This window comes from Delftia sp. WSY_16 (genome assembly GCF_043104415.1).
GTDB lineage: Bacteria > Pseudomonadota > Gammaproteobacteria > Burkholderiales > Burkholderiaceae_C > Comamonas > Comamonas tsuruhatensis.
The window spans coordinates 73,373-99,975 of record NZ_JBICKS010000006.1; the positions used below are offsets into that span (position 1 = coordinate 73,373).

Here is a 26,603-nt window from a genome sequence, read left to right on the forward strand (position 1 = left end):
CTTTGTCTCCTGCAGGGGGCTTCGCCTCAGGCGACTTCGACCTCGACCACGATGGGCTTGGGATGGGCCAGCGCGCGGGCCAGCACCTCGGCCAGCTCGGCCGCGTTCTCCACATGCACGCCGTCGCAGCCCTGGCCACGGGCCAGCGCCACGAAGTCGATGTCGGGCAGTTCCGTGCCCTCGACCTTCTCGCCCTCGCGGTAGCCGAAGACATGGGCGAAGTCCTGCAGCGCCGCATAGCGGCGGTTCTTGAGGATCACGAAGCTGATGGGCAGGCGCAGCTGGGCTGCACTCCAGAGGGCCTGGATGGCGTACATGGCCGAGCCGTCGCCGATGACGGCGACCACCTTGGCCTCGGGCTGCGCCAGCGCCACGCCCACGGCGGCCGGCATGCTGTGGCCCAGGCCGCCGCTGCACATGGTGTAGAAGGTGCCCGAATGGAAGATGGGCAGGTAGGTCTGGATGGTGGAGCGCGAGCTGGGCGCCTCTTCCACCACGATGCTGTGGCGGTCACGCACCTGGGCCAGCGTGTGCATGGCAAAGGCCACCGACATGCGCTCGCCTGCGGCGGGCGCGGCCGGCACGGGCGCTGCGGGCCGGGGTGCGGGCGCCTGGCGCGGTGCGGGCGCGGGGCGCTGCAGCAGCTCCTCCACGCCCATGCGCACATTGCCCACGGCGGCCGTGCCCACGGGGGCCCAGGCGGCAATGGCCGGGTCCTCGATCAACTGGTAGAGCGCCGTGCCTTCGGGGATGTGCGGGCCCTCGCCTTCCACGTGGTAGGTGAAGGCGGCCGCGCCCACGGCGAAGACCACGTCATGACCGGACAGCAGTTGCACGATGCGCTCGCGCATGGCGGGCAGGAAGCCGGCGAACAGGGGATGGTCCTCGGGGAAGCTGCAGCGCCCGCTCATGGGGGCCACGAAGACGCGGGCCTGGTGGCGCTCGGCCAGCGCGACCACGGCATCCCAGCCCTGGGCCCGGTCCACGGCCGCGCCCACGACCAGGGCCGGGGCACGCGCCGCATCCAGCGCATCGCCGATAAGGTCCAGCGTGCGCGGATCGGGCCGCGTCTCGAAGCCCACATGGCGCAGCGTGACGGGCTCGGCCGGCTTGTCCCAGTCATCGGCGGGAATGGAGACCAGCACGGGGCCGCGCGGCTCCTGCATGGCGATGTAGTAGGCACGCGCCAGCGCCTGGGGCACGTCTTCGGCGCGCGCGGGCTCGCAGCTCCACTTCACATAGGGCTTGGGCAGCTCGGCGGCCTGGCTGGAGTGCAGGAAGGGGTCGAACTGCAGCAGCGAGCGCGCCTGCTGGCCCGCCGTGATCACCAGGGGCGTGCGGTTCTTGAAGGCCGTGAAGATGTTGGCCATGGCGTGGCCCACGCCCGCGGCCGAATGCAGGTTCACGAAGCTGGCATTACGCGTGGCCTGGGCATGGCCGTCGGCCATGCCCACGACCACGGTTTCCTGCAGGCCCAGCACATAGGAGAAGTCTTCGGGGTAGTCGCGGAACAGCGGCAGCTCGGTCGAGCCCGGGTTGCCGAAGATGCGCGTCATGCCCAGCTCGCGCAGCATGGCGATCACGGCATGGCGCACGGTGTAGGTCGCGGTGCAGGTCGCGGTGGAAGAGGATGCCTCGGCGGGCTGGCTGCGCGGTGTGGTGGGTGCTTGCAAGATGGGGTCTCCTGGGAAATGGGCCGGCCGCCCGGTGCGTGCCGCGCGGTGGCCATGGAAGTCGGTGCCCATGGTGCAGGCGCTTATGATTTCCAGCAATTGAATAAACTATCTAAGAGATATTCACCAAATGGATATCAAGAACCTGGACCTCAACCTGCTGCGCGTCTTTGACGCCGTGTACCGCCACTGCAGCGTCAGCCGCGCGGCCGAGGAGCTGGGCATGTCCCAGCCCGCCGCCAGCCAGGCCGTGACGCGGCTGCGCCTGCTGCTGGGCAATCCGCTGTTCGAGCGCGCGCACGCAGGCGTGCGCCCCACGCCGCGTGCCGAGCGCCTGGCGCTGGCCGTGCGCCAGGCGCTGGAGGTGCTGGAAGTCGCCATGTCCGAGGCCCAGAGCTTCGAGCCGCTGCAGGCGCGCCAGCGCTTTCGCATCCACCTGAGCGACATCGGCGAGGCGCGCTTTCTGCCGCCGCTGATGCAGGCGCTGCACCAGCGCGCCCCGCATGTGCAGCTGGAGACCCTGCCCATGCCGCTGGACGGCATTGCCGATGCGCTGGACCGGGGCACGCTGGACATCGCCATCGGCTTTCTGCCGGGTGGCACGCGGACCCGGCAGACCGTGCTGCTGTCCGACCACTACGGCGTGCTGCTGCGCAGCGGCCACCCCGCGCTGGCGCAGGTGCCCGAAGACGCGCCACTGGCTCTGGCCACGCTGCGCCAGCTGGATTTCGCGGCCGTGCGCTCGCATTCGGAGACGCTGCGCATCCTGCAGGCGCTGCGGCTCGATGAGCGCATCCGCCTGTCGGCCGCACATTTCATGGCCGTGCCCTCCATCGTGGGCAAGACCGACCTGGCGGTGATCATGCCGGCCGAGATCGCGGCCGGCTTTGTCGAGCGCGGCGGCTATGCGGTGCGCGATGCCGACCTGCCCGATCACCGCTTCGACGTGTCGCTGCACTGGAGCTGGCGCTTCGAGCAGGAACCGGCCAAGCGCTGGCTGCGCGAGCTGGTCTGCGAGCTGTTCCAGCAGCCCCGGCACCGCGAGGCCGCCGCGCACTGAAGGGCCGGCCGTCACGGGCATGACTTGCGGGCTGCCAACACTAGAGCGTGTTGTGCACTTTTACGTGCCCGCGAAAGCCGGGAAAGGGGTCCGGAACGAGGCGTAGCACGCGCCGCGGTTGCCACACCGCAAGCGGGCTGCAACGAAGGGCCGGGCCCCTTTCCCGGCTTTCCCTTCGGGTTGGCTCTGCGCGCAGGCGCTCGCGGCGTTGCAGCGCTTGCCAAGGCATGAGCCTTGGCGGCGCACTGCGCCTTGCGATCACCAGCGCGCAGAACCAACGCGGGTACTTAAAAGTGCATAACACGCTCTGGCCTGCCGACTCAGTTTCGTCTAAGAAACCGGCGCCAGACTGGTCCCTGCGCCGACAAGGGCACGCGGCCGGCCCCGCCGAAGATGGGCACCGGCCTGTTTCATCCACTCTCCAGGAAAGACTCACCATGCAACTCAAGGACAAGGTCGCCTTCATCACCGGCTCGGCCAGCGGCATCGGCAAGGAGATCGCCACGCTGTTCGCCAGCGAGGGCGCGCGCATCGTCATTGCCGACCTCAACAAGGAGGCGGCCGACGCCACGGCGGCCGAGCTGCGCGCCACGGGAGCGCAGGCCATGGGCGTGGCCGTGGACGTGACCGACGAGGCCCAGGTCAACGCCTCGGTCGAGGAGGCCGCCCGGGCCTTCGGCGGCATCGACATCCTGGTCAGCAATGCCGGGATACAGATCGTGCATCCGGTGGAGGAATTCAGCTTTGCCGAGTGGAAGAAGATGCTGGCCATCCACCTGGACGGCGCCTTCCTCACCACGCGCGCCTGCCTCAAGCACATGTATGCGCAGGGCCGGGGCGGCAGCGTGATCTACATGGGATCGGTGCACTCCAAGGAAGCCTCGCTGCTCAAGGCGCCCTATGTCACGGCCAAGCACGGCCTGATCGGGCTGGCCAAGACCGTGGCCAAGGAAGGCGCCAAGCACGGCGTGCGCGCCAATGTGATCTGCCCGGGCTTCGTGCGCACGCCGCTGGTGGACAAGCAGATTCCCGAGCAGGCCCGCACGCTGGGCATCAGCGAGGACGAGGTCATCAAGAACGTGATGCTCAAGGAAACCGTGGACGGAGAGTTCACCACCACCGAGGACGTGGCCCGCGTGGCCCTGCTGTTCGCGGGCTTCCCCAGCAATGCGCTGACCGGCCAGTCGCTGGTGGTCAGCCACGGCTGGTTCATGCAGTAAGTCGCCAATCGGCCACTCAATCGGCCTTCAGGCCCAGCGCACGCGTCACGGCGGCATAGCGGTCGATGTCGGCCGCGATCAGCGCCTGGAATTGGCCCGGTGTCTGCCGCGCCAGGGTGTAGCCCTGGTCGCGCAAGCCAGCGCTGACGGCGGGATCGGCCAGCGCCTGCTCCAGCGTGTCATGCAATGCCTGCACCGTGGCCCGGGGCGTGGCGGCAGGTGCCAGCAGGCCATGCCACTGCTCCACCGCAAAGCCCGGCAGGCCGCGCTCGGCCACCGTGGGAACGCCGGCCAGCTGCGGCAGTCGCTGCGGCGCCGTGACGGCCAGGGCGCGCACGCGGCCTGCAGCGATCATGGCCGCAGCACTGCTGGCCGTGACCATGCCCGCCGCCACCTGGCCTGCCGCCACGGCCGTGATGGCCGGGCCGCAGCCCTTGTAGGGCACATGCTGCACAAAGCGCTTCGCCTCCCGGGCCAGCATCTCGCCGGCCAGGTGCTGGGGCGTGCCGTTGCCGCAGGAGGCGAACAGCAGCGGCCGTTCCTGGCGCGCCTGGGCCAGCGCATCCTCCAGCGTCTGCAGCGCGCTGTCCGCAGGCACGACCAGCACCGAGGCGATGGAGCCCGCGTTGAATACCGCCGTGAAGTCCTTGCGCGGGTCGAAATCCAGGCGTTCGTAGACACCGGGGTTGATGGCGAACGAGCTGTTGGCCATCAGCAAGGTGCTGCCGTCCGCTGCGGCCTGGGCCACGGCATGGGCGCCGATGTTGCCGCTGGCGCCGGGACGGTTATCCACCACCACGGTCTGGCCCAGGCGCTGCTGCAGCTGCTCGCCCAGGCGCCGCGCCAGCAGGTCCGTGCCGCCGCCCGGCGGAAACGTCACGACGATGGTGATGGGCCGCTCCAGGCGCGTGCCGGCCTTGCCCGGCGCCGCCAGCCACAGCCCCGATGCGCCCGCCAGCAGCGCGCAGGCCGCCAGCGTCCAGAGTCTCCGTCGCTTCAAGGTACACCCTTCAAAAAACATGGCAACTGCTCCACTGGGCTAGGTGCAAAAAACCGGCGCAGCCCAACTCAGGGACACCGAGCAAGGGCCTGAGCCGGCCGCGCCGCCCCGCAGCCAGGGTGTCGCCGGTTGCCCGGACGCCCCCCTCCCGCGCAGCGAGAGAGGGCGCCGTGCACACGGGGGAAGCCGCGCAGCGGCTCAGGGGGTGCCTCATTTCAGGTGTCGAGGCCGATGTCGAGAACTCGGGCGCTGTGCGTGATCCAGCCCACGGCGATCTGGTCCACGCCGGTCTCGGCCACGGCGCGCGCCGTCTCGGGCGTGATGCGGCCCGAGGCTTCGGTCACCGCGCGCCCGCGCGCCATGGAGACGGCCGTGCGCAGCGTGTCCAGGTCCATGTTGTCCAGCAGCACCACTTCCACGCCCAGGGACAGCGCCACCTCCAGCTGCTCCAGCGTGTCCACCTCCAGCTGGATCTGCACCATGTGGCCCACGCCCGCGCGCGCCCGGGCCAGGGCTTCGGCCACGCCGCCGGCCAGCGCGATGTGGTTGTCCTTGATCAGCACGGCATCGTCCAGGCCGAAGCGGTGGTTGCTGCCGCCGCCCACGCGCACCGCGTACTTCTGCAGCGCGCGCAGGCCCGGCATGGTCTTGCGCGTGCAGGTCACGCGTGCACCCGTGTCGGCGATGGCCCGCGCGATCGATGCCGTGGCCGTGGCCACGCCGCTCAGGTGGCACAGGTAGTTGAGCGCCACGCGCTCGGCGGTGAGGATGGCGCGCGCGCTGCCGTGGATGCGCGCGATCTCCTGGCCGGGCGCCAGTTCGCTGCCATCGCGCAGCACCGGCTCGAAACGCGACTGCGCATCCAGCGCACGGAACGCCAGCCGCGCCATGTCCAGCCCGGCCAGCACGCCCTCCTGGCGCGCCACCAGGCGCAGTTCGGCCTGCGCGTCGGCAGGGACGATGGCATCCGTGGTCAGGTCGCCCGCGCGGCCCAGGTCTTCCAGCAGGGCCGAGCGCACCAGCGGCTCCAGCATCAGGTCGGGCAGCGGCGGCACAGGCAGGCGGGCACTGAGGGCATTGGCAATATTAATGCTCATTTTGAGTATATGTAGGTCAAAAAAATGTGGCGCGCGGCCTTGCGGGCTTGAGCGAGGAACTTATGCTAGATACGAGCATAAGTGCTGTCAAGCCATTGTCACAATCGGGCAAGTGCCGTGCAGCTCAGGGGGAACCGTCGATGCCCTTGGCCAGCGGCAGCTTGCTGCCGGAGATGGCCCGCTCCAGCAGCACATCGCTGCGAAAGCGGAACAGCTTGGCCGGCCGGCCCGCCGAGCCCACCGTGAGCTGGCCGGTCTCCTCGACCAGATCCTGCTGCTCGATCAGGCGGCGGAAGTTCTGCTTGTGCAGCCCGCGCCCGGCCAGGGCCTCCACCGTCTGCTGCAGCTGCAGCAGCGTGAACTCGGGCGGCATCAGCTCGAACACCACGGGCCGGTACTTGATCTTGGCGCGCAGCCGCGCCATGCCCGTGGCCAGGATGCGGCGGTGGTCGTGGTGCATGGCCTCGCCGGGCAGCATGGCGGCCGCGCCATGGACGCGGTGGGCCGCCTCCTGCACCAGTCCGGCCTCGTACAGCAGCTCGTAGCGCTGCAGCACCATGTCCTCGTTCCAGGGCCCGCCGTCCAGGCCGAAGGCGATGTCCGCGCGCTGGCGCCGCAGCGCACGCTGGGCGCCGCGCGCCTCGGCCATCCAGGCATGCAGGCGCGGAGCGATGTGGGAGCGCAGCAGGGCCGGCTCGCCGCCGCGCCAGTCTTCCCAGGGAAAGTAGCGGTACCAGTCCTGCCAGACGGCCTGTCCCGCGCTGCGGTCGGCAGACTCGCGCGTCAGCCCCAGGTAGCTGACCGAGATCACGCGCGCCCCGCTGGCATCGGTGCGATCGCCATCGGCAAAGGTGTAGAGCTGCTCCATGTAGCCCAGCGGGTGATGGGTCTGCTCCTCCACCCAGGCGCGCAGGCCGGCCTGCAGCGAACGGTGCCCCACCTCGAACGGCCCCGCCGGCAGCAACTGCCCGTCCGCCGTGGTCAGCACGCGCGGCGTGCCCTGGGTCACCGCCGCCAGCACGGCAACGAGTTCGGCATGGATGGGAGAGGCTGCGGGACTGGTGGGGTGGGGCACGAAGGTGAGGGAGGTCGGTTGGCGGGATGGGTGATTATGGTGGGTTGCAGGGGCGGGGTTGCCCGCGTTCAGGCATGGCGGTCCAAGCTTCCGATGTACTGGTCCACCATGGCCTTGGCCTGTCCCAGGCTGCAGCCATGCTCACTCTGGCAGGCTCTGATGGCCGCCATCTTCTGCAGGGGATCGGCGGCAAGGGTGCGCCAGTCGATCTTTGCGGGCTCTGGCACCAGGCCGGGCTGCGTGCTGCCCTCGTCCGATGAACACACTTCCCAGCGCGCCACGACGGGAAAGGAAAGGTCCACGGCGGGCAGCCTGTCCAGTTCGGCCGCCAGTTCATCCTGTGAAATCAATGAAGCCACCTGGCGAACACGCGCCCGGGGCCCGTCGCGCCAAGGCCTGATCTCCAAGGGACGCCGGCAGAAATCCTGCAGATAGCCTCCCAACTCCTGAGTCATGAAGCGCGTGGTCTGTGCGACATCGGCCCGCAACAATTGCAAAGCCTCCGGCTCCGACAATTCATCCAGCTGATCGCTCAGGTCCGCAAAGGCCTGCAGAAATCCCGCACAGACAAAGTCATCGAAGCAGGCATGGGCAACGCTGCTGGCCTCGTCATCGTGCAACACCAGCGCCACGCCCACGCCATGCGTGTCCAGCGGCGTCAGGCACCAGGCATCGCCGGCGCCCGACTGGGCGAATGGCAAAAAGCGCCTGCCGTTCTGCGCGGAAGGATTGAGCCAGCCCTCGATGATTTCCCGGCTGGCTTCGGCGTCTATCCATTCGAAGTCCTGCCAACTCATGAACAAGGGCGGGTCCTGCAGGCAGCGCTGGCGCCAGGTATCAGCCCAATCCGGGCCGTAGTGGGTCTTTCCCGATGCCAGAAATTCCTTCAACAGTGGCGGCAAGGCAATGCCGGTCTGGGTGGAGAGCGTTTCGTAGTCGATCATCGGGTTCATCCCACATCCATATGCAGCCTATGCTCGCCGCAACGCACGCACCGGAAAAGGCAGCCTGAAATCATGCCGTCCTTGGACATCCGCTCCAGCATCCACTGGGCATCCTTTTTGTAGATGCCTTCCATGTCGGGCAGGACTTCAGCAAGGAAAGGCTCTACGGTCTGCCTGTCGGCGTGACCCAGGAAGACACAGGGCTCGTTGCAGTGCGTGAGCCACACGGGCTGCTGCCAGGCCCTGTAGCCGGGCGTGCGCAGCGCTACTTCCAGCAGCAGCTCCCTGGCGATGGCGGGCTCCGGGTCTGCCGGATCAGGCGACACGCCTTCGATATCGGTGTATCCCACAAGTTCGCCGTCGTATGTCTCGCAAGCCTGCCCGCTGGCAATGCACCAGGGACACAGGTAGTCGGGGCTTTGCTGGCTGTAGAAAGGGCCTTCGTACTTGAGGCTTCGGTTTTGTCCGCAGCAGGAGCACACCCCCTCTTCCTGCTCGAAGACGGTTTCATAGGCACCGGGATGGAATCTGAAATGCGGGCGGTCCATTTCAAGGTCTCTCTTTCCCCAATGGAAAGGCGCCATTGTCCATGGACGTTCGGTGCGTGGGACTGAATCGATCCAGACATGAAAAAACCGCGCAAAAGCGCGGTTTCCTGAGGTGGGCGAGAACTGCTTTTCAGCAGTTCTGCCGCGGCATCCGTTGCCTCAGACGTTGAACAGGAAGTTCATCACGTCGCCATCCTTGACGACATATTCCTTGCCTTCGGCGCGCATCTTGCCCGCGTCCTTGGCGCCCTGCTCGCCCTTGAAGGCGATGAAGTCGTCGAAGGCGATGGTCTGGGCGCGGATGAAGCCGCGCTCGAAGTCGCCGTGGATGACGCCTGCGGCCTGGGGGGCGGTGTCGCCGACCTTGATGGTCCAGGCGCGCACTTCCTTGACGCCGGCCGTGAAGTAGGTCTGCAGGCCCAGCAGGCCGAAGCCGGCGCGGATCAGGCGGTTCAGGCCCGGTTCTTCCAGGCCCAGTTCCTGCAGGAACATGTCGCGGTCCTCGTCGCTCATCTCGGCCATTTCAGCCTCGATCTTGGCGCAGATGGCCACGACGGGAGCGCCCTGCGCCTCGGCATAGGCCTTGAGGCTGTCGAGCAGCGGGTTGTTCTCGAAGCCGTCTTCGCTGACGTTGCCCACGAACATGGCGGGCTTGGCGGTGATCAGGCAGAACTGCTTGAGCAGGGGCGCGTCTTCCTTGGAGACGGGAACCGTGCGTGCGGGCTTGCCCTGGTCCAGGGCAGCCTGGATGGGGGTCAGCAGCGCCACCAGCTTGGCGGCTTCCTTGTCGTTGCCCGACTTGGCGGCCTTGCTGTAGCGGTTCAGCGCCTTCTCGACGGTGGCCAGGTCGGCCAGGCACAGCTCGGTCTGGATGACCTCGATGTCGGCGATGGGGTCCACCTTGTTGGCCACGTGGATGACGTTCGGGTCTTCGAAGCAGCGCACCACGTTGACGATGGCGTCGGTTTCGCGGATGTGGGCCAGGAACTGGTTGCCCAGGCCTTCACCCTTGGAGGCGCCGGCCACCAGGCCGGCGATGTCCACGAATTCGACGATGGCCGGGACGATGCGCTCGGGCGTGATGATGTCGGCCAGCTTCTGCAGGCGCGGATCGGGCACTTCCACCACGCCGGTGTTCGGCTCGATGGTGCAGAAGGGATAGTTCTCGGCGGCGATGCCGGCCTTCGTCAGCGCGTTGAAGAGAGTGGACTTGCCCACATTGGGCAGGCCCACGATGCCGCATTTGAGGCTCATGGCAGGGCTTTCTACAGGGATTCTGGGGACAAACCCCGTATTTTAGTCAACCGGGCATTTCCTGTCGTTTCAGGCGAACTGCCAGTCGCCGGCCACGGACTGGCCAACAGCCAGTTCAGCCCCGTCGTGCAGGCCTTCCAGCACGGCATTCATGCCGAAGGTGATGGCACCATCGACACGGTCGTCCTGGCGGTAGGTACGGATGGCATCACCCACGGCGGTGCCCTGCACGGCCGTGACGGGGTCGATGTCGGGAATGGGGCAGCGTGTGCAGGGCTTGGCCATGCGCAGCCGCAGGCCCCGGGCATCGAGCACGTCGAACCCGTCGACCCGGTCCTCGTCGTGGGCCTCGAGGCCCTCGATCACGATGTTCGGTCGGAAGCGGCGGGCATCGACGGCGGGCTGGCCGGCGGCCTGCAGGCGCTGGTTGAGCTCATCCACGGCCGCCTGGCTCAGCACCAGCAACGGGTAGCCGTCCGCAAAGTGCACGGGCGCGGCCTCGCCGCCTGTCCAGCGCTCGCTGGTGCGGCGCGGCGCGGCCGGGTCGAAACGCACCAGGGCGCAATCCGCGCCCAGGGCCTGGGTCAGCCAGCGCGCTGCCTCCGGCCCCATGTCCCAGGCCTGGACCCCATCCGACCAGACGCGCGCCTGGCGCACCGGGCCCGTGGCCTGCAGCGGGATGCGCAGGGGCGGGAGCTGGGGGAAATGCAGGACCAGGTGGCCGGCCTCCAGCTCGGGGCGTATCCAGGCCATGCGCGGATGGTCGCGCTGGGTCAGGAATTCGCCGTTGGCATCAACCACCATCCAATGGCGGTCCCAGGCCAGGCCCGTGGCGCCGACGCCGCTGCTTTGCAGCGCGATGCCCGCGCAGGATTTGACGGGATATACCCACAACTGGGCAATGCGGCCCTGCACGTCTCTTTCTTGGTCAAACATCGGATAGCTCTTTTTGGGGAAATCTGGAGTGTGTATGCCATCCATGGCGCGAATGGCGCCATGCGATGGGCGGCAATATGCCAGATGGCGACGCAGGCTGCGGCACATCACGCCAAAGCCGGAGTTTGCGCCAGTTGGAATCCCCGGCATGGCCCGGACTCCTACAATGCCGGCCATGGCGCAAACCTTTGATGTATGTATACGCGGGGCCGGCATCGCAGGCCGGACCCTGGCTCTCCTGCTGGCCCGGGAACGGCTGCGCGTGGCCCTGGTGGTGGCCGCTCCCACCGGCAACGCGCCCGATGTGCGCGCCTACGCGCTCAATGCCAGCGCACGCGGCCTGCTGGACAGCCTGCGCTGCTGGCCGGACGACGAGCACGCCACGCCCGTGACGCAGATGGAAGTCTTTGGCGACCTGGACGGCCATGTGCTGTTCGACGCTGCCCGCCAGGACGTCGACGCCCTGACCTGGATCGTCGATGTGCCCGCGCTGGAGCAGCGCCTGGCCGAGGCCGTGCGCTACCAGCCCATGGTCGAGGTGGTGCACCAGCCCGTGGCCGCGCCGCTGACGGCCATCTGCGAAGGCCGTGCCAGCCGCACGCGCAGCGAATTCGGCGTGGACTTCGCCGTCACGCCCTATGCACAGCACGCCATCGCCACCCGGCTGCACTGCGAGCTGCCGCACGGCCAGGTGGCGCGCCAGTGGTTCACGCCCGAAGGCATCCTGGCCCTGCTTCCGCTGGAAGGTCCCCAAGGCCACAGCGTGGCCGTGGTCTGGTCCATCGCCCGCGAGCTGGCCGATGGCTGGCTGGCCGCCGACACGCAGGATTTCACGGCGCGGCTGGAAGCCATCAGCCAGGGCGCACTGGGCCGGCTGGAGCTGAGCGCACCGCGCATGGCCTGGCCGCTGCAGCAGGCCGTGGCCGACCACTGGTGCGGCTCCATGCCTGACGGCGATGCACGTTCGGCCCGCAGCTGGGTGCTGGTGGGCGACGCGGCCCACAACGTGCACCCGCTGGCAGGCCAGGGCCTGAACCTGGGCCTGGGCGATGTGCAGGCCCTGGCCCGCGTGCTGCAGGAGCGCGGCTACTGGCGCAGCACGGGCGATCTGCGCCTGTTGCGCCGCTACGAACGCGAGCGCAAGGCCGCGCTGGCGCCCATGGGCCTGGCCATGGACGGGCTGCAGCAGCTGTTCAGCCGACCGGAGGTGCCGGTGCAGATGCTGCGCAACTGGGGCATGAAGGGCTTCGAGCGCTTCGGCCCGCTCAAGGACTGGATGGCGCGCCAGGCCATGGGCCTGGACCCGCGCAGCGGCGCCTGAGCCCGGCATGCAGGAATGCTTGCCGTTGAACCCTTTGCCGATTTGCGACTCGTACCCGTGCTCCGTGGCGCACTGCGCTGCGCACTCCCCCCTCAACCACGGCGCGGCCGGCCTGAACGCGGCCCCGCCCACCTCCGCATTGCCATGAAACTCTTCGCCTGCCTGCTGACGGCTGCCAGCCTGACCTGGAGCCTCGGTGTTCACGCCCAGGACGCCAACCTGCGCAAGACGCTGACCGAGCGCATTCCCCAGCTGGAAAAGATCGACGAAATCCGCCCCACGCCCATGTCCGGCCTGTTCGAGGTGCGCATCGGCACGGATCTGTTCTACACGGACGCCAAGGGCAACTACCTGATCCAGGGCGAGCTGATCGACACCAAGGCACGCCGCAACCTCACCGAAGACCGCATGAACCAGCTGACGGCGGTGGACTTCAAGCAGTTGCCGCTCAAGGACGCCGTGACCATCGTCCACGGCAAGGGCGAACGCAAGATGGCCGTGTTCGAGGACCCCAACTGCGGCTACTGCAAGCGCTTCGAACGCGACCTGCAGAACGTGGACAACGTCACCATCTACCTGTTCCTGTACCCCATCCTGAGCCCCGATTCGGCCGAGAAATCGCGCAACATCTGGTGCGCCAAGGACCAGGCCGGTGCATGGGCCGACCACATGCTGCGCGACAAGGTGCCGGCCGCCGCCCAGTGCGACACCTCGGCCGTGCAGCGCAACCTGGCCTTCGGCCGCAAGTACAAGATCACGGGGACGCCCACCGTCATCTTCACCAACAACACCCGAGTGCCTGGCGCCATCAGCGCCCAGGAAGTCGAGAAGAACCTGGCCGCAGCCGCAGCCGCGCGCTGATCGCCGCCTCGCGGGCCCGATGCCGGGCCCGCCCCTCTGATTCCCCTTGGCCGGAGCTTCCCGGCTCCAGCCCGCCGCAGCGGGCCCGGGCAGCCTCCAGGCCACACCTGCAGGAGCCCGAATGACCTCTCCCCTCGCCGCCACCGCCGCTGCCACTGCCGCAGCGGACATCCACTACCGCGTGCAGGCCCTTGATGTGGACGCGCACCTGTTCAGCGCGCAGCTGCACATCGCCCGCCCGGCCGCCGGCCAGACCCTGTCGCTGCCGGTCTGGATTCCCGGCAGCTATCTGGTGCGGGAGTTCTCCAAGAACCTCCAGGACCTGTCTGCCGAGCAGGACGGCCGTCCCGTCGCGCTGGCCCAGCAGGGCAAGAACCTCTGGCAGGCCGACTGCGCAGCCGGCGTGCCGCTGGTGCTCAGCTACCAGTTCTGCGCCTACGACAGCTCGGTGCGCACGGCCTGGCTGGACCGCCGCCGCGGCTTCTTCAACGGCACCAGCCTGTGCCTGCGCGTGCACGGCCAGGAAGACACGCCGCATACGCTGCAGCTGCTTGCATCGGACGCCACGGCATCGTGGCAGGTGGCCACCGGCCTGGACGCCGTGGACGCCGATGCGCGCGGCTGGGGCCTGTACCGCGCTGCCCACTACGACGAACTGGTGGACTGCCCCGTGGAGATGGGCAGCTTCTGGCGTGGCGACTTCGTGGCCGCGGGCGTGCCCCACAGCTTCGTCGTTGCGGGCGCCGCGCCCAGCTTCGACGGCACGCGCTTGGTTGCCGACGCACGCAGGATCTGCGAGACCGTGCTGGCCTTCTGGCACGGTACGGGCGAGCAGGCCACGCCCGCGCCCATGCAGCGCTATGTGTTCATGCTCAACGTGGTCGATGACGGCTATGGGGGCCTGGAGCACCGCAACTCCACGGCCCTGATCTGCGGCCGGCGCGACCTGCCGCGCGTGGGCGAGCGCAAGGCCGCCGAGGGCTACACCACCTTGCTGGGCCTGATCAGCCACGAGTACTTCCACACCTGGAACGTCAAGCGCCTGCGCCCCGCAGAATTCGCACGCTACGACTACGGGCAGGAGAACTACACCGAGCTGCTGTGGTTCTTCGAAGGCTTCACCAGCTACTACGACGACCTGCTGCTGCGCCGCGCCGGCCTGATCGACAACGCCCAGTACCTCAAGCTGGTCACGCGCACCATCAACCAGGTGCTGCAGACACCGGGCCGCCGCCTGCAGTCCGTGGCCCAGGCCAGCTATGACGCCTGGGTCAAGTACTACCGCCAGGACGAGAACACGCCCAACCAGACCGTCAGCTACTACACCAAGGGCTGCCTGGTCGCGCTGGCCCTGGACCTGCAACTGCGCCGCGAAGGCCGCAGCACGCTGGACGACGTGATGCGCGCGCTGTGGCAGCGCTGCCAGGGCGGCCCCATGCGCGAGGCCGATGTGCTGGCCGTGCTGCAGGAGCTGGGCGGGCGCAGCTTCGCCCCCGAGATCACGCAATGGGTGCACGGCACCGACGACCTGCCGCTGGCCGAGCTGCTGGCCGCCCAGGGCGTGCAGGCCAAGGCCGAACCGGCGCAGACTGCCCAGCGGCTGGGCCTGCGCGTACAGGAAAGCCAGGGCATCACCGTCAAGACCGTGCTGCGCGGCAGCCTGGCCGAGCGCGCCGGCTTCATGGCCGGCGACGAATGGCTGGCCATCGAGCTGCCCACCGGGGCCGAGGATGCACAGCCCGCACGCTGGCGCATCACCCGCCTGGACGATGTGGCGCTGTACGCAGGCACGGCGCTGGAGGTCGTGGCCTGGGTGGCCCGCGACCGCCAGATCCTGGCCTTCACCCTGCCCTGGGGCTCGGCCCTGCTGAGCGAGGCCGCCATGGTCGAGAAAACGGACAACGGCGATGCAAAAGCTGCCATCTCCAGCGCTCCACAGCTCCCATCTCCCAGCAACCTCGCCCTGGAAATCACCGACGAAGAGGCCGTGGGACGCTGGCTGGGCGGCCGCGCCGACAGCCCGCAGGCTCCCGGCACGCCGTGAAACGCGGTGCAGGCGCGCACATGCACACACGCGCACCCGCGCCCCTGGCCGGTTATTCTTGAGCATCAAGACGACAACCCCAGCAGGAGACTCCCTTGGCCTACGAAATGATTGAAGTTCGCGTCGAAGCCGACAAGGTCGGCATCATCACGCTCAACCGCCCCAAGCAGCTCAACGCGCTCAACGACCAGCTCATGAACGAGCTGGGCCAGGCCCTGCAGGCCTTCGATGCCGACGAGGCCATCGGCTGCATGATCATCACCGGCAGCGAGAAAGCCTTTGCGGCTGGCGCCGACATCGGCGCCATGGCCAAGTACAGCTTTGCCGACGCCTACAAGGGCGACTACATCACGCGCAACTGGGAGACCATCCGCAGCATCCGCAAGCCCGTGATCGCCGCCGTCAGCGGCTTCGCACTGGGCGGCGGCTGCGAGCTGGCCATGATGTGCGACTTCATCATCGCCGCCGACAACGCGAAGTTCGGCCAGCCGGAAATCAAGCTGGGCGTCATCCCCGGCGCCGGCGGCACGCAGCGCCTGCCGCGCGCCGTGGGCAAATCCAAGGCCATGGACATGGCCCTCACGGCCCGCATGATGGACGCCACCGAGGCCGAGCGCGCCGGTCTGGTCAGCCGCGTAGTGCCCTTCGACAAGCTCATGGACGAAGCCCTGGGCGCCGCCATCATCATCAGCGGCTTCTCGCAGATCGCCGTCATGGCGGCCAAGGAATCGGTGAACCGCGCCTTCGAGGGCTCGCTGGCTGACGGCGTCATGTTCGAGCGCCGCCTGTTCCACGCGCTGTTCGCCACGCAGGACCAGAAGGAAGGCATGGACGCCTTCGTCAACAAGCGCCCCGCAAACTTCAAACATCTCTGAACCTGCTGAAAGACACGCTACAATGCGCGTCTTCCGGCAAGGCACTGCAGGCCTCTCGCAAAGAAATTTCGAGAAATTTGCACAACTTCCCGGATCGACCAAAAATTCTGCATATAATTTAGGTCTTACGGCGCTTTAGCTCAGTCGGTTAGAGCGATGGAATCATAATCCACAGGTCCGCGGTTCGAGTCCGTGAAGCGCCACCAAACAAAGAAAAGGGTCTACGTGCAAGCGTAGACCCTTTTTTCTTGCCCGACGAACAGAGCGCGGGCACGCCGGGAGCGCACCCTGCTCGCCGCCCTCCCCCGGCTGCTAGCGGCGGCTCTTCAGCTCAATCCAGTGGTTGTCCAGCGCCATTCCAGGCACTGCCACCGTGCGCAACACCTGGCCGCGTTGTCGCAGCTGGGCCTGGCGCGCACCGCCCATCCACAGCGCGGGCTCGGCAGGCAGGGGCCGGCCGTTGGCATCGAGCGAGACGCTTGCGTTGGCCACGCAGTACACGCCTGGCATGGCATCGCCACGCAGCCAGCGTCCGCTGGCCTGGCCGTTGCCGGGCACCTGCCACCAGGTGACGGTGTTCACGCGCGGGCAACTGACGGCGAAGAGCTGGCCGTCGCAACCGATGTCGCCGCCATAGCCGGCCAGGGGCTCGTGCCCTTCGGGCAGGGGCACGGCATGCAAACGGTGGCCATCGAACAGGGCCAGCACGGGCGCGGCGGCGCGCGCTTCGGTGTCGCGGTGCTCGGCCTGCAGCGCAATGCCCAGCCAGCGGCGCGCGGGCGCGTGGGCGACCTGCGGGCCCCAGGCCAGGTGGCGCAGGCTCAGGCGGCTGTCGTCCAGCTTCCACAGGCCGGCACGGGCGCCGCCTTCTGCCGGCAACAGCCGCGCGATGGACGAGTCCATGTGGTCCAGCTGCAGCTTGCGCCGGCCGGTCTCGGACTGCGTGGGAATGCCGCCGTTGGCGACCATAAGCGTGCCGTCGGCGTCCAGCAGCAGCTGGTGCGGGTCCATGCCGCCCGTGCGCCATTCGGCGATCTTCTCCAAGGTGATGGCATCGCGCACGCCGATCAGGCCCTGGGCATCTTCCAGGTCGGTCTCGGTGGTGTAGAGATGGCGGCCATCGGCGCTTTCGATGACATGGCCGTTGAAGAAGCGGTCGGGCTCTATCCACTGCCATTGCGCATCCTCGGCGGCCTGTCCGGGCTTCAGGCGCACCAGCCAGTCGCCGGGGCGGCGGCTGGCGAAGACCACGGAGCCGTCGCGCAGCGCGGCCATGCCATGGGCGCGCGTGGGCACATCCAGGGCCTGCAGCACCTGCAGCGGCCTGTCCACCTGCGCACTGGCCTGCACGATGCCGACACGCATCTGCTCGCCCTGCATCCAGGCCGCAGCCAGCGACCGTGCCGGTCCAGACGGCCTGGCCGCATGGGAGTTTGCCAGCGGCATGGCAGCCAGCAGACCCAGGCCCTGCAGCCAGCGGCGGCGATTCAGCGCCTGCTCAATCCCCGTCGGCATCCGAGAACCCGATGTTGACTTCCAGCGCAGGCGCCACCTCGCCTTCCATGAGGCGCTTGAGGCGCGACAGCGGCTTGGTGGCGGCATCGACGGCCTTGGCGCTCGGCTCGGTCAGGGCGCGCATGCCGGCATCGGCCTCGTTGACGGCCGTGAGCCAGCGGTCGGCCAGCGGGTTGAGGCCACGGCCGCGCAGGTAGGACTCGATGGGCACGATGTCCACGCCGGGCCGGGGCACCTTGCGGTCCACGCTCACGGCCAGCGTACGCAGGCCCTGCCAGTGCGCGCGCCAGACCTCGACGGTGCTGCCGCTGGCCAGGTGCTCCCAGGCGGGGGGCTTGCTGCCTGCACTGCCCGCACTGCGCAAGGGCTTTTCCATGTCCGCCCAGCGCAGGCGCTCCAGGCCGCCCACCCACTGGTTGATGAACTCGGCCATGGCTTCGGTGGTGGCATCGCCATCCTCGGACCAATCCTGGGTCGCGAGCTTGGCAAAGCCGTTGCTGAGGATGCCCATCTCGGCGCCGATTTCCTCGGACACCAGGGTGGCATAGGCGCAGGCCGGCGTCTGCGGCTCCACGGGCTGGGTCCACAGCAGGTTCTCGAGCGCCGGGTATCCCTTGGCGGGTGCACCGATGCGCTCCATGGCAGCCAGATCGGCGGGGGCCGACTGTATGGCCTTCTTGAGCAGAGCCGGGCGCATGGGGCGGAAGTCCACCAGACGCGCCGAGCGGCGCTCCACCAGCGGCCCCAGGGCCACGGCCGAGAAGCTGCTCCACTGCCGCGACGATTGCACATAGGCCTGGCGCGCCGTCTGCAGCGTGGCGGCAGCCGATCCCGCAGGTGCCGCAGGTGCCGTGCAGTGCGCGCGCAGCGCCTGGCTCAGCGCCTGGGCGGATGCCTGCGCGGCCTTGGCCTGGGGCGAGAACCATTGGCCATACAGCCCCTGCACGGCATGGGCCGTGTTGTAGAAGGGGATGGCCATGTTGGCCTCCACGTCCTGGGCCTGGGCCGGGGTGGTGGCCAGCAGCGCCAGCGCGGCGGCACAAAGGATTTGGCGAGGGGTCATGCGCATGTCTTGCATCAGAGGGACTCCACAAATTTGACCAGGGCTTCACGGTCTTCGGCGCTGAACTGGCGCACCTGTTCGCGCGCGGCTTCGGCCTCGCCGCCGTGCCAGAGGATGGCTTCGAGCACGCCGCGCGCACGGCCGTCGTGCAGCAGGCGCTGGTGGTTGTTGACATCGGGCAGCAGGCCTATGCCCCACAGCGGCGGCGTGCGCCACTGGCGGCCTGAGGCCTTGAAGTCGGGCCGGCCATCGGCCAGCGCATCGCCCATGTCGTGCAGCAGCAGGTCGGTGTAGGGCGCAATGGTCTGGCCCGACAACCCCTTGCTGCTGAGTGCCGGCGACAGCGCGGGGAACAGCTCCCCGCCGGTCTTGTACGAGGGCCGGTGGCACTGCGCGCACTGGGCCTGGTGGAACAGTGCCTCGCCACGGCGCACGGCAGGGTCGCTGGCGTTGCGCCGTGCAGGCGGCGCCAGCGTGGCCTGGTAGAAGATCACGTCGTCCAGCACGCGGTCCTCGATCTCCACGCCTTCGGCGCCGTTGCCGTTGGGCGCGGCCAGGCAGTCCTTTTGTGCGGGCGTGCAGGTCTGGTGCGGGAAACGCTTCGATGTGATGCCGATATCGCCCAGGAAGGCCGAGGCCGTCTGGTGGGCAATGGAGGCCACGTTGGCCTTCCAGCCGAAGCGGCCCAGCATCATGCGTTCGCCGTAGGCATCCCAGACATAGTTGGGCTGGCCCTTGATGGGGCCGCCCAGGGCCGCCTGGGCGGCAGCGTTGGCCAGGATCTCGGACTCGGGGATGTGCTCCAGCAGGCCCAGGCCGATGACCTGGGGCGCAATGCGCGGGCTGGTCATCAGGTTGGCAGCCAGGGGGCCGTAGTTGAGCGCAGCCAGCTCGTAGACCGGCTTTTCCAGCGTGTAGGCCGTGCCGTCGGCAAAGCGGCCATGCACCTGTTCATAGCGGATGCGCAGCTGGCCCTCGCCCCTGACGCCCAGCACGCCCTCGGTGTTGAACTGGTCGCCATAGACCGGGTCCGGCACCGGGCTGCCGTGCGGGCCTTCGCCCGGAATGGACAGCCGCATGAGCAGGCCCGCGAACGGCTGGGGCTTGAGCGGGTTGTGGAAGTCGGGCGGCTGGGCACGGCCGTCCTGCACATGGCAGCCGCCGCAGGAGCGCGCCAGGAAGTGCGGGCCCAGGCCATCGCGCGCCGTGGTGGAGGCCGGCGCCTGCACCCAGTTGCGCTTGAAGAAGGAGTTGCCGATGACGAAGCGCGTGCGCTCGGCATCGTCCAGGTTGGCGGCAGGCAGCGAGAAGGCGTTGCGGCCCGTGGCGTGGACCGTGGTCTGGCCGCCCGGGGGCAGGGGCTCGCCGGGTGCCGCGAACAAAAGAACTGGATCGGGAGCTGGATCGGGAGCAGGCTGCGGTACTGGCGCGCGCGCTGGCGCGGCAGCCACCGTGTCCTGCTGTCGGGCCGAGCAGCCCATCAGGACCAGGGAGGCAGCGACCAGCAGCGAGGGGGAGAGATTCATGGGTGGGGACGTCCCTGGAAAAGCCAGGGCCGCCGAACCCTTTCGGGGGCGGCGGCCTTGGCGCATGGGCGTGAGAGGGGTTGGACGCTTGGGGTGAATGCTCTTTTAGTTGGCCTTGGGGTCCACCAGGTTGAGCTGGGTGATGCCGACGGCATTGGCCGCCTCCACCAGGTCCTTGCTCTGCTGGACCAGGCTGTCGATGGTGGCCTGGATCTTGGCGCGCGAGGCCGAGTCGCGCGCGCCCTGGATGGCCTGGTCGAACGGCGCGGGAATGGCCTGGGCCGCCTGCACCGACTGCGTGATCTGGCGCGTGGTCCTGTCGGCCAGCGCGCTGTCCTTGGAGGCCACCCAGTCCCTGATGCCCGGGCCTTGCAGCTCGCTGCCGTCCAGGCGCTTGTAGCTGCCCTGCCAGACGTTGAGGATGCCCTGGGCATTGGTCACGGCATCGCGGTGCGTGTTGTCCGAGAAGCAGGAGTGCTCGTCTTCCTGGTCGCGGCTGGCCAGGGCCACTTCCAGGCGCTCGCCGGCCAGCTCGCCGCGCGACAGCGAACCCAGGCCCACGAAGATGCGGCGCAGCGCGTCGTCGGGCTTTTTCTCGAACTGGGCGCGGAAATTCTTGGCCGAGCCGGGCTTCCACTGGTCGGCCACCGACTGCAGATCCTCGATCAGCAACTCGGTCACCACCTTCAGGTACTCACGGCGGCGGTCGGCATTGGATTTCTTGCCATCGACGAAGTCGGTGTAGGGACGCGCGCCCGGTCCCTTGTCATTCAGGTCCTGGCCCCAGAGCATGAACTCGATGGCGTGCCAGCCGGTGGAAACGTTCTCCTCGCCGTCATGCTCGTTGAGTTCGGCCAGGCGCTTCTTGGTGATGGCTTCCTTGCGGTTGTTGATGATGCCGGCATTGGGGTTGCCTTCCACATAGTCCACATAGGACTCGTCCATGGGCCAGGCGTTGATCTGGCCTTCGGGTCCTTCATCGTTGTCGATGGGACCGGCGTAGAAGCGGAAGGCCTCGGTCTGGCCGTAGTACTCGCGTGCATCCAGCCAGGCCTTGCGCGCATTGTTCAGGCCCTGCTCGCTGGGTGATGCGAGAAAGGCCCCGATGGCTTTCTGCATGGTCTTGGCGGAGCTGATGGAATCCGAGTAATTGGCGTGCACCAGGGTGCCGTAATGCTTGACCACCTCTGCAACGGAGAGGTTCTTCTTCACGGGCTGTTGAACGGTGCCGGCGGCTGCGGCCTGGCTCATCGGGGCGGCCGCGCCCAAAGCGAGGGCGGCTGCAATCAGGATGGGATGCATGGCAGAAAGGATCGGAGGTTGGAGAACTCGGAATGCCAAACTGTAATGAGAATTGTTTTTATTGGCAAAACCTGCGAGATATCGCCGCACTGCACCGCAAGGTCATAGACGGACCCGGGCGGCCAACGGGCAGTGAACGGACGGCAATGGGAGCGCTTGCGGCGCACGGGCCGCAGCGGGCGCCAGCCTAGCACGGCGCCCTTGGCGCCAGGGCCAAAGACCCCGCGCTGGCGCAGCGCGGGCCCGGCCTCAGAACTTGTAGTTCAGGCTGACATTCACCGAGCGCGGCTCGCCCCAGGTGTAGGTGCTGTAGTAGCTGAAGATGGTGTAGTACTTCTTGTCCAGCAGGTTGCGCACGTTGACGGTGGCCGACAGCTGTTTGCTGAACTCGTAGCGCGCCATCATGTCCAGCAGCCAGTAGCCCTTGACGGTGTGAACGGCCGTGCCGCCCGATGGCGTGGAGATGTCGCCCCAGGTCTTGTCCTGCCAGCGCGCGCCGCCGCCCACCGTCAGGCCGGAAAGCGGGCCGTCCAGCCTGTAGCTGGTGTGCAGGCTGAACTGGTTGGAGGGCGTGAGCGTGGCCACGCGCTTGCCTTGGTCGCGCGAAATGGCATGCGAGAAACCGGCCTGCAGTTGCCAGGCGGGCGTGATCTGGCCGGATATCTCCGCCTCGAAGCCGCGCGTCCTGACGCCATCGACGGCCCGGTAGGCGGTGGCGCCGCCGGGCGTCACGCCGCCGGTCTCGATACCGAAGTTGTCTTGCTGAAGCTGGAACAGCGCCGCCGATGCATTGAGGCGGCCGTCCATGAAGGCCGCCTTGACGCCGACCTCGGCGTTGTTGCCGCGCAGCGGGTCCAGCGCCTTGCCGCTCTCGTTTTGCTTGGACTGCGGGCTGAAGATGCTGGTGTAGCTGGCGTAGACCGAATAGTTGCCATTGAGGTCGTAGATCGCGCCCACATAGGGCACGAAAACGCCGGTCTCGCGCTGACCCTGCACCTGGTTGCGATAGTTGGACCAGCGCCCGCCCGTGATCAGCTTGAGGTCGGCCGCCAGGTTCCAGCGCGCCGCCGTGTACAAGCCCTGCTCCTTGGTCACTTCGCTGTTCACGTAGTCGGGTGAGGCGCCCCACACCGGCAGGCGCGAATCGCCATTCCAGTGGTAGTAGTCATTGACCGTGGACACATAGTCGGCGGGCAGTTGCCAGTAGCCATCGTTCTTCCAGTGGCGCCTTGCTACGCTGGCGCCCAGCACCAGTTCGTGCTCGCGCCCGCCCAGCGAGAAGGGCCCGCTGGCGTAGGCATCGAGCGCATTGCTGGTGGTGCGGCCTATGTACTGGCCGCGCCACAGCGACACGCCGGAGCCGTCGGCCGGGTTGGGGAAGCCCGCAGCCGCCGCGCCCAGGTTGGCGTTGTAGCCGTTGATCTGGTGGTTGAACTGCGCCTTGGCCACCCAGCCGTTGCTGAAGCTGTGCTCCAGCGTGGCAAAGGCCGTGCGCGTGTACTGGTCCCAACGGCTCCAGCGCGTGCCGTTGTTGTGCGAGCGAGGCATGTCATTGAATTGGCCATCGGCATTGAGCAGCGGAATGCCGCCCCAGGTGGAGTTGACCGGACGGTTGTTCTGCGCATCGCCGCCCAGCGTCAGCAAAGTGCGTGGCGTCAGGTCCATTTCCACAATGCCGTACAGCGTCGCGGTCTTGCGCGAATAGCGGTCCATGAACGAGTCCTTGTCCTGGTAGGCGGCCACGCCACGCGCGCGCACGCTGCCGCTTGCATTGAGTGCGCCGCCCACATCCACCTCGGTGCGGTAGTTGCTCCAGCTGCCCGCAGAGATGGACGCATGCCCGCGGAAATCGCGCGTGGGCTTCTTGCGGATCAGGTTGATGGTCGCGCCCGGAGTGCCGCTGCCCGTGAGCAGGCCGGTTGCGCCCTTGAGCACCTCGACGCGGTCATAGATCGCCATGTCGCTGAGGGTGTTGCCGGCCGAGTACGCGGAGTCGCGCATCATCGGAATGCCGTCGTACTGGAAGTTCTGGATGGCGAAGCCGCGGGCGTAGTACTCGGTGCGCTCGCTGTCATAGGTGACGATGCTGATGCCGGGCGTGTGCTCCATCACCTGGTCGATGGAGGTGAGGTTGAAGTCATCCATCTTCTGGCGTGTGACCACGCTGATGGACTGCGGCGTCTCGCGCGGCGTCAGCACCATGCGCGTGGCTGTGGCAATGGTGCCCGGCGTATAGGAGCCCGAGCCTTCGGTCACCTCGCCCAACTGGTTGGAGATCACGTTGACCGTGGGCAGCGTGGCCGGGTTCTGCGTGTCCGGCAATGCCTGAGCCTGAGCGGACAGGGCGCCGATGGCAAGGGAGATGGCCAGCGCAAGAGGCGCAGGGCGATGGCCGGGTCGAAGGCGATGCAGTGGCATGAAATGCTCCGGGAGAACAGCAATACGGCAATAAAAAAACTTCCTCGCCATGCCCTCCGATGGGTCGAAGGGCATGAAGAGAAAGCGAATGCGATTTGTTCTCATTATCGTTTCTTCAATTGTCTGGGCCATCGGCAGCACAGGGGCTGCTGCATCCGCGCAACACCCGAATCCGTCCCGCGCCCGCCGGGCAGTACCAGCCGCCCATGTCGTAGAAGCTGTCTGGCAAGACTGCCCTACTTGCCTTGTCCGGCCACTTCCCTTACCATTGCGCCCGCCCGCATGGGAGCGCCCTTTTCACCGGGCCTGCCCGCAGCCTCCAAGCCCTGATCGCCCAGCCGATTCAGGGCTTTCGCTTTTTGCAGAAGCGGTCTTTTGGCGCTGCACCTTGCGCTCTGTCTTTGCGCGCAGCCCCTGCCATGCTCCGGCATGCCGGCCGCCCAGCTTGTTTTCCCACCAGGACTCCCGTGCCCATCGCCTTCCCAGGATGCAGCACACGCGCAGCGTGCCCGCACGCCGGCTCAGCCGGCGGCGCAGGCGTTTTGCGCGGTGCCGCACCCCAGCGAGAGCGCGCGCCGTCCTGGCTTTCAAGGATCTTCACGTGACCACCACTTCCTCCGGGGCGCTCGCAGCCAATGCTGCCGGCGCCAGCACAGACACGCATGCCGGCGCCCATGCCACCCAGGTCAATGGCTACAGCTGGAAGGCCCTGGCCGGCTCGGCCGTCGGCTATGCCATGGACGGCTTCGACCTGCTGATCCTGGGCTTCATGCTGTCGGCCATCTCGGCCGACCTGCACCTCACGCCGGGCCAGGCCGGCTCGCTGGTGACCTGGACGCTGATCGGTGCCGTGTTCGGCGGCATCTTCTTCGGCCTGCTCAGCGACCGCTACGGGCGCATCCGCGTGCTGACCTGGACCATCATGCTGTTCGCAGTCTTCACGGGCCTGTGCGCCTTCGCGCAGGGCTACTGGGACCTGCTGGCCTACCGCACGATTGCGGGCATCGGCCTGGGCGGCGAGTTCGGCATCGGCATGGCACTGGCTGCCGAGGCTTGGCCTGCCCGCCACCGCGCGCGCGTCTCGTCCTACGTGGCCCTGGGCTGGCAGATGGGCGTGCTGGGCGCGGCGCTGCTGACGCCGCTGCTGCTGCCCCTCATAGGCTGGCGCGGCATGTTCCTGGTGGGCGTGATCCCGGCCGTGGTGGCCTGGGTGATCCGCAACAAGCTGCACGAGCCCGAGGTCTTCGTGAAGCGCCAGCAGTCCGCCACGCCGTCGGCCCGCGTGCCGGTGCTGCAAAGCCTGAAGCTGCTGGTGAAGGACCGCGCCACGGCCAAGGTCAGCCTGGGTGTGATCGTGCTGACCTCGGTCCAGAACTTCGGCTACTACGGCATCATGATCTGGATGCCCAGCTTCCTGTCCAAGCAACTGGGCTTCAGCCTGACCAAGTCCTCGATATGGACTGCCGTGACCGTGGTGGGAATGATGGTCGGCATCTGGGTCTTCGGCCAGCTGGCCGACCGCATCGGCCGCAAGCCCAGCTTCCTGATCTTCCAGCTGGGCTCGGTCATCATGGTCGTGCTCTATTCACAGCTGTCCGACCCTGCGGCCATGCTCTGGGCGGGGGCCCTCATGGGCCTGTTCGTCAATGGAATGATGGGCGGCTACGGCGCCGTGATGAGCGAGGCCTATCCCACCGAGGCGCGCGCCACCGCGCAGAACGTGCTGTTCAACATCGGCCGCGCCGTGGGCGGACTGGGCCCGGTGGTGATCGGTGCGCTGGCCATGAGCTATTCGTTCCAGGTGGCGATCGCCCTGCTGGCGGCCATCTATGTGCTGGACATGCTGGCCACGGCCTTTCTGATCCCCGAACTCAAGGGTCGCGAGCTGTCCTGAGCGGTGCGGGCAACGGCCCTGCCATGCAAAGAGCTGCCGATGGCAGCTCTTTTTTTGTCCCGGGACCGGCCGGCCCGGGGCTCAGCCGCCCTCGCTGCATTCCAGGTTTTCGATGCGGTCTGCCGCCTCTCGGATGTCTTCCTGGAACATCTGATCGCCCAGCATCATGGAAACCTGGCCCTCAAAGCCGCGCAGCTTGACCAGCGCTGCCTCGTAGCCGCCGCTGCCCATGCGCTTGAGCCCGCACAGCGCATAGAGCTTGGCCACGGGAGATCGGCGCGGATCGTCGATCACCGACAGCAGGACGGCATTGGCCTCGGGCCGCCTGAGCATGGCCTCCAGATGCCGCTCCGCTGGCGAAATCTCGCCGGCAAGGCCGACCAGTCCCAGGTTGAACTGCGAGGCATCCAGCGGCGCCGGGTCCAGCGGACGGGCCAGGGCCGGGGCAGACAGGAACAGGCAGATCAGGGCGGCGGACAGGGTGGTCTTCATGGCAGGGGCAAGGCCGTGTGAGGCCTGGGAGGCAGTCGCAAATGCTCTTCGACGCAAAGCATTGCGGCAGGTTCCCCTTCGGCGCCATCGCGATCATCGACCGCCAAACAGCCAGCCTGCGACCAGCGTGCCGCCATAGAACAGGAGCAGGGTGACCGGCACCAGGTGCCAGCCCCAGACTCTGAACCACCAGTGATTGAACAGGGTCACCACGGCGCCGATGACGATGCAGATGGCCAGCGCACCCAGTCGCTGCTCCAGACTGTCCGCCACGTCCTGGGACGCGAAGAAGATGAACGCCGCGACGGACGAACACAGCAAGGCGGTGTAGAACGCCACTTTCTCTTGCCTGCGCAATTTCAGGATGCTCATGGGGGCTAGGGAGGTTTCGATGGATCGGTCGCCGGGAAAGCCTGCGCCACCGGAGCGCGCAGGTTGCGCTGCGGCACAATTTTTCGTATCCCACCCGGGATGCGCCATAAGAC

General features: G+C 67.7%; 22 protein-coding genes and 1 tRNA gene. 8 read left to right on the top strand and 15 right to left on the bottom strand.

The window, feature by feature from the left end; all coding sequences use genetic code 11:
* Positions 1-26 precede the first annotated feature (26 nt).
* The gene (gene mdlC, locus ACF8O7_RS05180; RefSeq protein WP_223275118.1) at positions 27-1,673 is read right to left on the bottom strand and encodes a benzoylformate decarboxylase; all 1,647 of its coding nucleotides are present in this window, start codon (positions 1,671-1,673) and stop codon (positions 27-29) included.
* A 130-nt stretch (positions 1,674-1,803) separates the two neighbouring features.
* Here mdlC and ACF8O7_RS05185 point away from each other — a divergent pair, with 130 nt between their 5' ends.
* Entirely contained in the window at positions 1,804-2,733 is a 930-nt protein-coding gene (locus ACF8O7_RS05185) for a LysR family transcriptional regulator (protein WP_126312462.1), read from the top strand.
* 437 nt (positions 2,734-3,170) lie between these two features.
* A complete protein-coding gene (locus ACF8O7_RS05190; protein WP_047326103.1) occupies positions 3,171-3,953 on the top strand; it encodes a 3-hydroxybutyrate dehydrogenase in 783 nt (260 codons plus the stop codon).
* Positions 3,954-3,969: 16 nt separating this feature from the next.
* Here ACF8O7_RS05190 and ACF8O7_RS05195 read toward each other — a convergent pair whose 3' ends face one another.
* From ACF8O7_RS05195 to ACF8O7_RS05225, 7 genes are all read right to left on the bottom strand, one after another.
* Positions 3,970-4,974 (bottom strand): tripartite tricarboxylate transporter substrate-binding protein, encoded by a 1,005-nt coding sequence (locus ACF8O7_RS05195; protein ID WP_126312461.1) that lies wholly within the window; start codon positions 4,972-4,974, stop codon positions 3,970-3,972.
* Between the two features lie 194 nt (positions 4,975-5,168).
* Positions 5,169-6,050, bottom strand: a complete 882-nt coding sequence (gene nadC, locus ACF8O7_RS05200) for a carboxylating nicotinate-nucleotide diphosphorylase (RefSeq protein WP_016447964.1) — start codon at positions 6,048-6,050, stop codon at positions 5,169-5,171.
* Between the two features lie 124 nt (positions 6,051-6,174).
* Complete coding sequence (locus tag ACF8O7_RS05205) at positions 6,175-7,125, bottom strand: membrane protein (protein WP_013804059.1); 951 nt, start codon at positions 7,123-7,125, stop codon at positions 6,175-6,177.
* Between the two features lie 68 nt (positions 7,126-7,193).
* Positions 7,194-8,069, bottom strand: coding sequence for an SMI1/KNR4 family protein (locus ACF8O7_RS05210; RefSeq protein ID WP_392442711.1), 876 nt, complete (start codon positions 8,067-8,069; stop codon positions 7,194-7,196).
* 5 nt (positions 8,070-8,074) lie between these two features.
* Positions 8,075-8,617 (bottom strand): CbrC family protein, encoded by a 543-nt coding sequence (locus ACF8O7_RS05215; protein WP_016453167.1) that lies wholly within the window; start codon positions 8,615-8,617, stop codon positions 8,075-8,077.
* A gap of 159 nt (positions 8,618-8,776) precedes the next feature.
* Positions 8,777-9,871, bottom strand: a complete 1,095-nt coding sequence (ychF, locus tag ACF8O7_RS05220) for a redox-regulated ATPase YchF (protein ID WP_016447967.1) — start codon at positions 9,869-9,871, stop codon at positions 8,777-8,779.
* 69 nt (positions 9,872-9,940) lie between these two features.
* Positions 9,941-10,807, bottom strand: coding sequence for an MOSC domain-containing protein (locus tag ACF8O7_RS05225; RefSeq protein WP_034399449.1), 867 nt, complete (start codon positions 10,805-10,807; stop codon positions 9,941-9,943).
* Positions 10,808-10,982: 175 nt separating this feature from the next.
* On the opposite strand from ACF8O7_RS05225, the gene ACF8O7_RS05230 reads away from it, so the two are divergent.
* From ACF8O7_RS05230 to ACF8O7_RS05250, 5 genes are all read left to right on the top strand, one after another.
* A complete protein-coding gene (locus ACF8O7_RS05230) occupies positions 10,983-12,128 on the top strand; it encodes an FAD-dependent monooxygenase (protein WP_026062153.1) in 1,146 nt (381 codons plus the stop codon).
* 144 nt (positions 12,129-12,272) lie between these two features.
* Positions 12,273-12,989 carry a DsbC family protein gene (locus tag ACF8O7_RS05235; protein WP_016447970.1) on the top strand — a complete coding sequence of 239 codons (717 nt, stop codon included), beginning with the start codon at positions 12,273-12,275 and terminating at the stop codon, positions 12,987-12,989.
* A 121-nt stretch (positions 12,990-13,110) separates the two neighbouring features.
* Positions 13,111-15,033 (top strand): M61 family metallopeptidase, encoded by a 1,923-nt coding sequence (locus ACF8O7_RS05240; protein WP_392442659.1) that lies wholly within the window; start codon positions 13,111-13,113, stop codon positions 15,031-15,033.
* A gap of 95 nt (positions 15,034-15,128) precedes the next feature.
* Positions 15,129-15,908 (top strand): enoyl-CoA hydratase, encoded by a 780-nt coding sequence (locus ACF8O7_RS05245; protein WP_016447972.1) that lies wholly within the window; start codon positions 15,129-15,131, stop codon positions 15,906-15,908.
* 129 nt (positions 15,909-16,037) lie between these two features.
* Positions 16,038-16,114: transfer RNA gene (locus ACF8O7_RS05250), tRNA-Met, on the top strand.
* A gap of 106 nt (positions 16,115-16,220) precedes the next feature.
* Here the strand turns inward: ACF8O7_RS05250 and ACF8O7_RS05255 are convergent.
* The 5 genes from ACF8O7_RS05255 to ACF8O7_RS05275 form a co-directional block, all read right to left on the bottom strand.
* Complete coding sequence (locus ACF8O7_RS05255; protein WP_392442661.1) at positions 16,221-17,423, bottom strand: DUF1513 domain-containing protein; 1,203 nt, start codon at positions 17,421-17,423, stop codon at positions 16,221-16,223.
* The gene (locus ACF8O7_RS05260; RefSeq protein ID WP_392442663.1) at positions 17,407-18,501 is read right to left on the bottom strand and encodes an imelysin family protein; all 1,095 of its coding nucleotides are present in this window, start codon (positions 18,499-18,501) and stop codon (positions 17,407-17,409) included. Before ACF8O7_RS05260 ends, ACF8O7_RS05255 begins: the two co-directional genes overlap by 17 nt.
* On the bottom strand, positions 18,501-20,012 hold the full coding sequence (locus ACF8O7_RS05265; protein ID WP_392442666.1) for a di-heme oxidoredictase family protein: 1,512 nt from the start codon (positions 20,010-20,012) through the stop codon (positions 18,501-18,503). The genes ACF8O7_RS05260 and ACF8O7_RS05265 overlap by 1 nt, the downstream gene beginning before the upstream one ends.
* Positions 20,013-20,117: 105 nt before the next feature.
* Entirely contained in the window at positions 20,118-21,314 is a 1,197-nt protein-coding gene (locus ACF8O7_RS05270) for an imelysin family protein (RefSeq protein ID WP_016447976.1), read from the bottom strand.
* Positions 21,315-21,563: 249 nt separating this feature from the next.
* Positions 21,564-23,732 carry a TonB-dependent siderophore receptor gene (locus ACF8O7_RS05275; RefSeq protein WP_392442668.1) on the bottom strand — a complete coding sequence of 723 codons (2,169 nt, stop codon included), beginning with the start codon at positions 23,730-23,732 and terminating at the stop codon, positions 21,564-21,566.
* A 736-nt stretch (positions 23,733-24,468) separates the two neighbouring features.
* On the opposite strand from ACF8O7_RS05275, the gene ACF8O7_RS05280 reads away from it, so the two are divergent.
* Positions 24,469-25,626, top strand: a complete 1,158-nt coding sequence (locus ACF8O7_RS05280) for an MFS transporter (RefSeq protein WP_227468451.1) — start codon at positions 24,469-24,471, stop codon at positions 25,624-25,626.
* An 81-nt stretch (positions 25,627-25,707) separates the two neighbouring features.
* On the opposite strand, the gene ACF8O7_RS05285 is transcribed toward ACF8O7_RS05280, so the two are convergent.
* Entirely contained in the window at positions 25,708-26,118 is a 411-nt protein-coding gene (locus ACF8O7_RS05285; protein WP_392442671.1) for a hypothetical protein, read from the bottom strand.
* A 93-nt stretch (positions 26,119-26,211) separates the two neighbouring features.
* The gene (locus tag ACF8O7_RS05290) at positions 26,212-26,490 is read right to left on the bottom strand and encodes a hypothetical protein (RefSeq protein WP_016447980.1); all 279 of its coding nucleotides are present in this window, start codon (positions 26,488-26,490) and stop codon (positions 26,212-26,214) included.
* Positions 26,491-26,603 lie beyond the last annotated feature (113 nt).

Coding starts and splice junctions, on each gene's coding strand:
- ACF8O7_RS05285 (WP_392442671.1), bottom strand. CDS start 26,118: ATGAAGACCACCCTGTCCGCCGCCCTGATCTGCCTGTTCCTGTCTGCC.
- ACF8O7_RS05240 (WP_392442659.1), top strand. CDS start 13,111: ATGACCTCTCCCCTCGCCGCCACCGCCGCTGCCACTGCCGCAGCGGAC.
- ACF8O7_RS05280 (WP_227468451.1), top strand. CDS start 24,469: ATGGACGGCTTCGACCTGCTGATCCTGGGCTTCATGCTGTCGGCCATC.
- ACF8O7_RS05210 (WP_392442711.1), bottom strand. CDS start 8,069: ATGATCGACTACGAAACGCTCTCCACCCAGACCGGCATTGCCTTGCCG.
- ychF (WP_016447967.1), bottom strand. CDS start 9,871: ATGAGCCTCAAATGCGGCATCGTGGGCCTGCCCAATGTGGGCAAGTCC.
- ACF8O7_RS05190 (WP_047326103.1), top strand. CDS start 3,171: ATGCAACTCAAGGACAAGGTCGCCTTCATCACCGGCTCGGCCAGCGGC.
- ACF8O7_RS05275 (WP_392442668.1), bottom strand. CDS start 23,732: ATGCCACTGCATCGCCTTCGACCCGGCCATCGCCCTGCGCCTCTTGCG.
- ACF8O7_RS05260 (WP_392442663.1), bottom strand. CDS start 18,501: ATGCAAGACATGCGCATGACCCCTCGCCAAATCCTTTGTGCCGCCGCG.
- ACF8O7_RS05215 (WP_016453167.1), bottom strand. CDS start 8,617: ATGGACCGCCCGCATTTCAGATTCCATCCCGGTGCCTATGAAACCGTC.
- ACF8O7_RS05255 (WP_392442661.1), bottom strand. CDS start 17,423: ATGCCGACGGGGATTGAGCAGGCGCTGAATCGCCGCCGCTGGCTGCAG.
- ACF8O7_RS05235 (WP_016447970.1), top strand. CDS start 12,273: ATGAAACTCTTCGCCTGCCTGCTGACGGCTGCCAGCCTGACCTGGAGC.
- ACF8O7_RS05270 (WP_016447976.1), bottom strand. CDS start 21,314: ATGCATCCCATCCTGATTGCAGCCGCCCTCGCTTTGGGCGCGGCCGCC.
- ACF8O7_RS05185 (WP_126312462.1), top strand. CDS start 1,804: ATGGATATCAAGAACCTGGACCTCAACCTGCTGCGCGTCTTTGACGCC.
- ACF8O7_RS05230 (WP_026062153.1), top strand. CDS start 10,983: ATGGCGCAAACCTTTGATGTATGTATACGCGGGGCCGGCATCGCAGGC.
- ACF8O7_RS05225 (WP_034399449.1), bottom strand. CDS start 10,807: ATGTTTGACCAAGAAAGAGACGTGCAGGGCCGCATTGCCCAGTTGTGG.
- ACF8O7_RS05265 (WP_392442666.1), bottom strand. CDS start 20,012: ATGAATCTCTCCCCCTCGCTGCTGGTCGCTGCCTCCCTGGTCCTGATG.
- ACF8O7_RS05195 (WP_126312461.1), bottom strand. CDS start 4,974: ATGTTTTTTGAAGGGTGTACCTTGAAGCGACGGAGACTCTGGACGCTG.
- ACF8O7_RS05290 (WP_016447980.1), bottom strand. CDS start 26,490: ATGAGCATCCTGAAATTGCGCAGGCAAGAGAAAGTGGCGTTCTACACC.
- nadC (WP_016447964.1), bottom strand. CDS start 6,050: ATGAGCATTAATATTGCCAATGCCCTCAGTGCCCGCCTGCCTGTGCCG.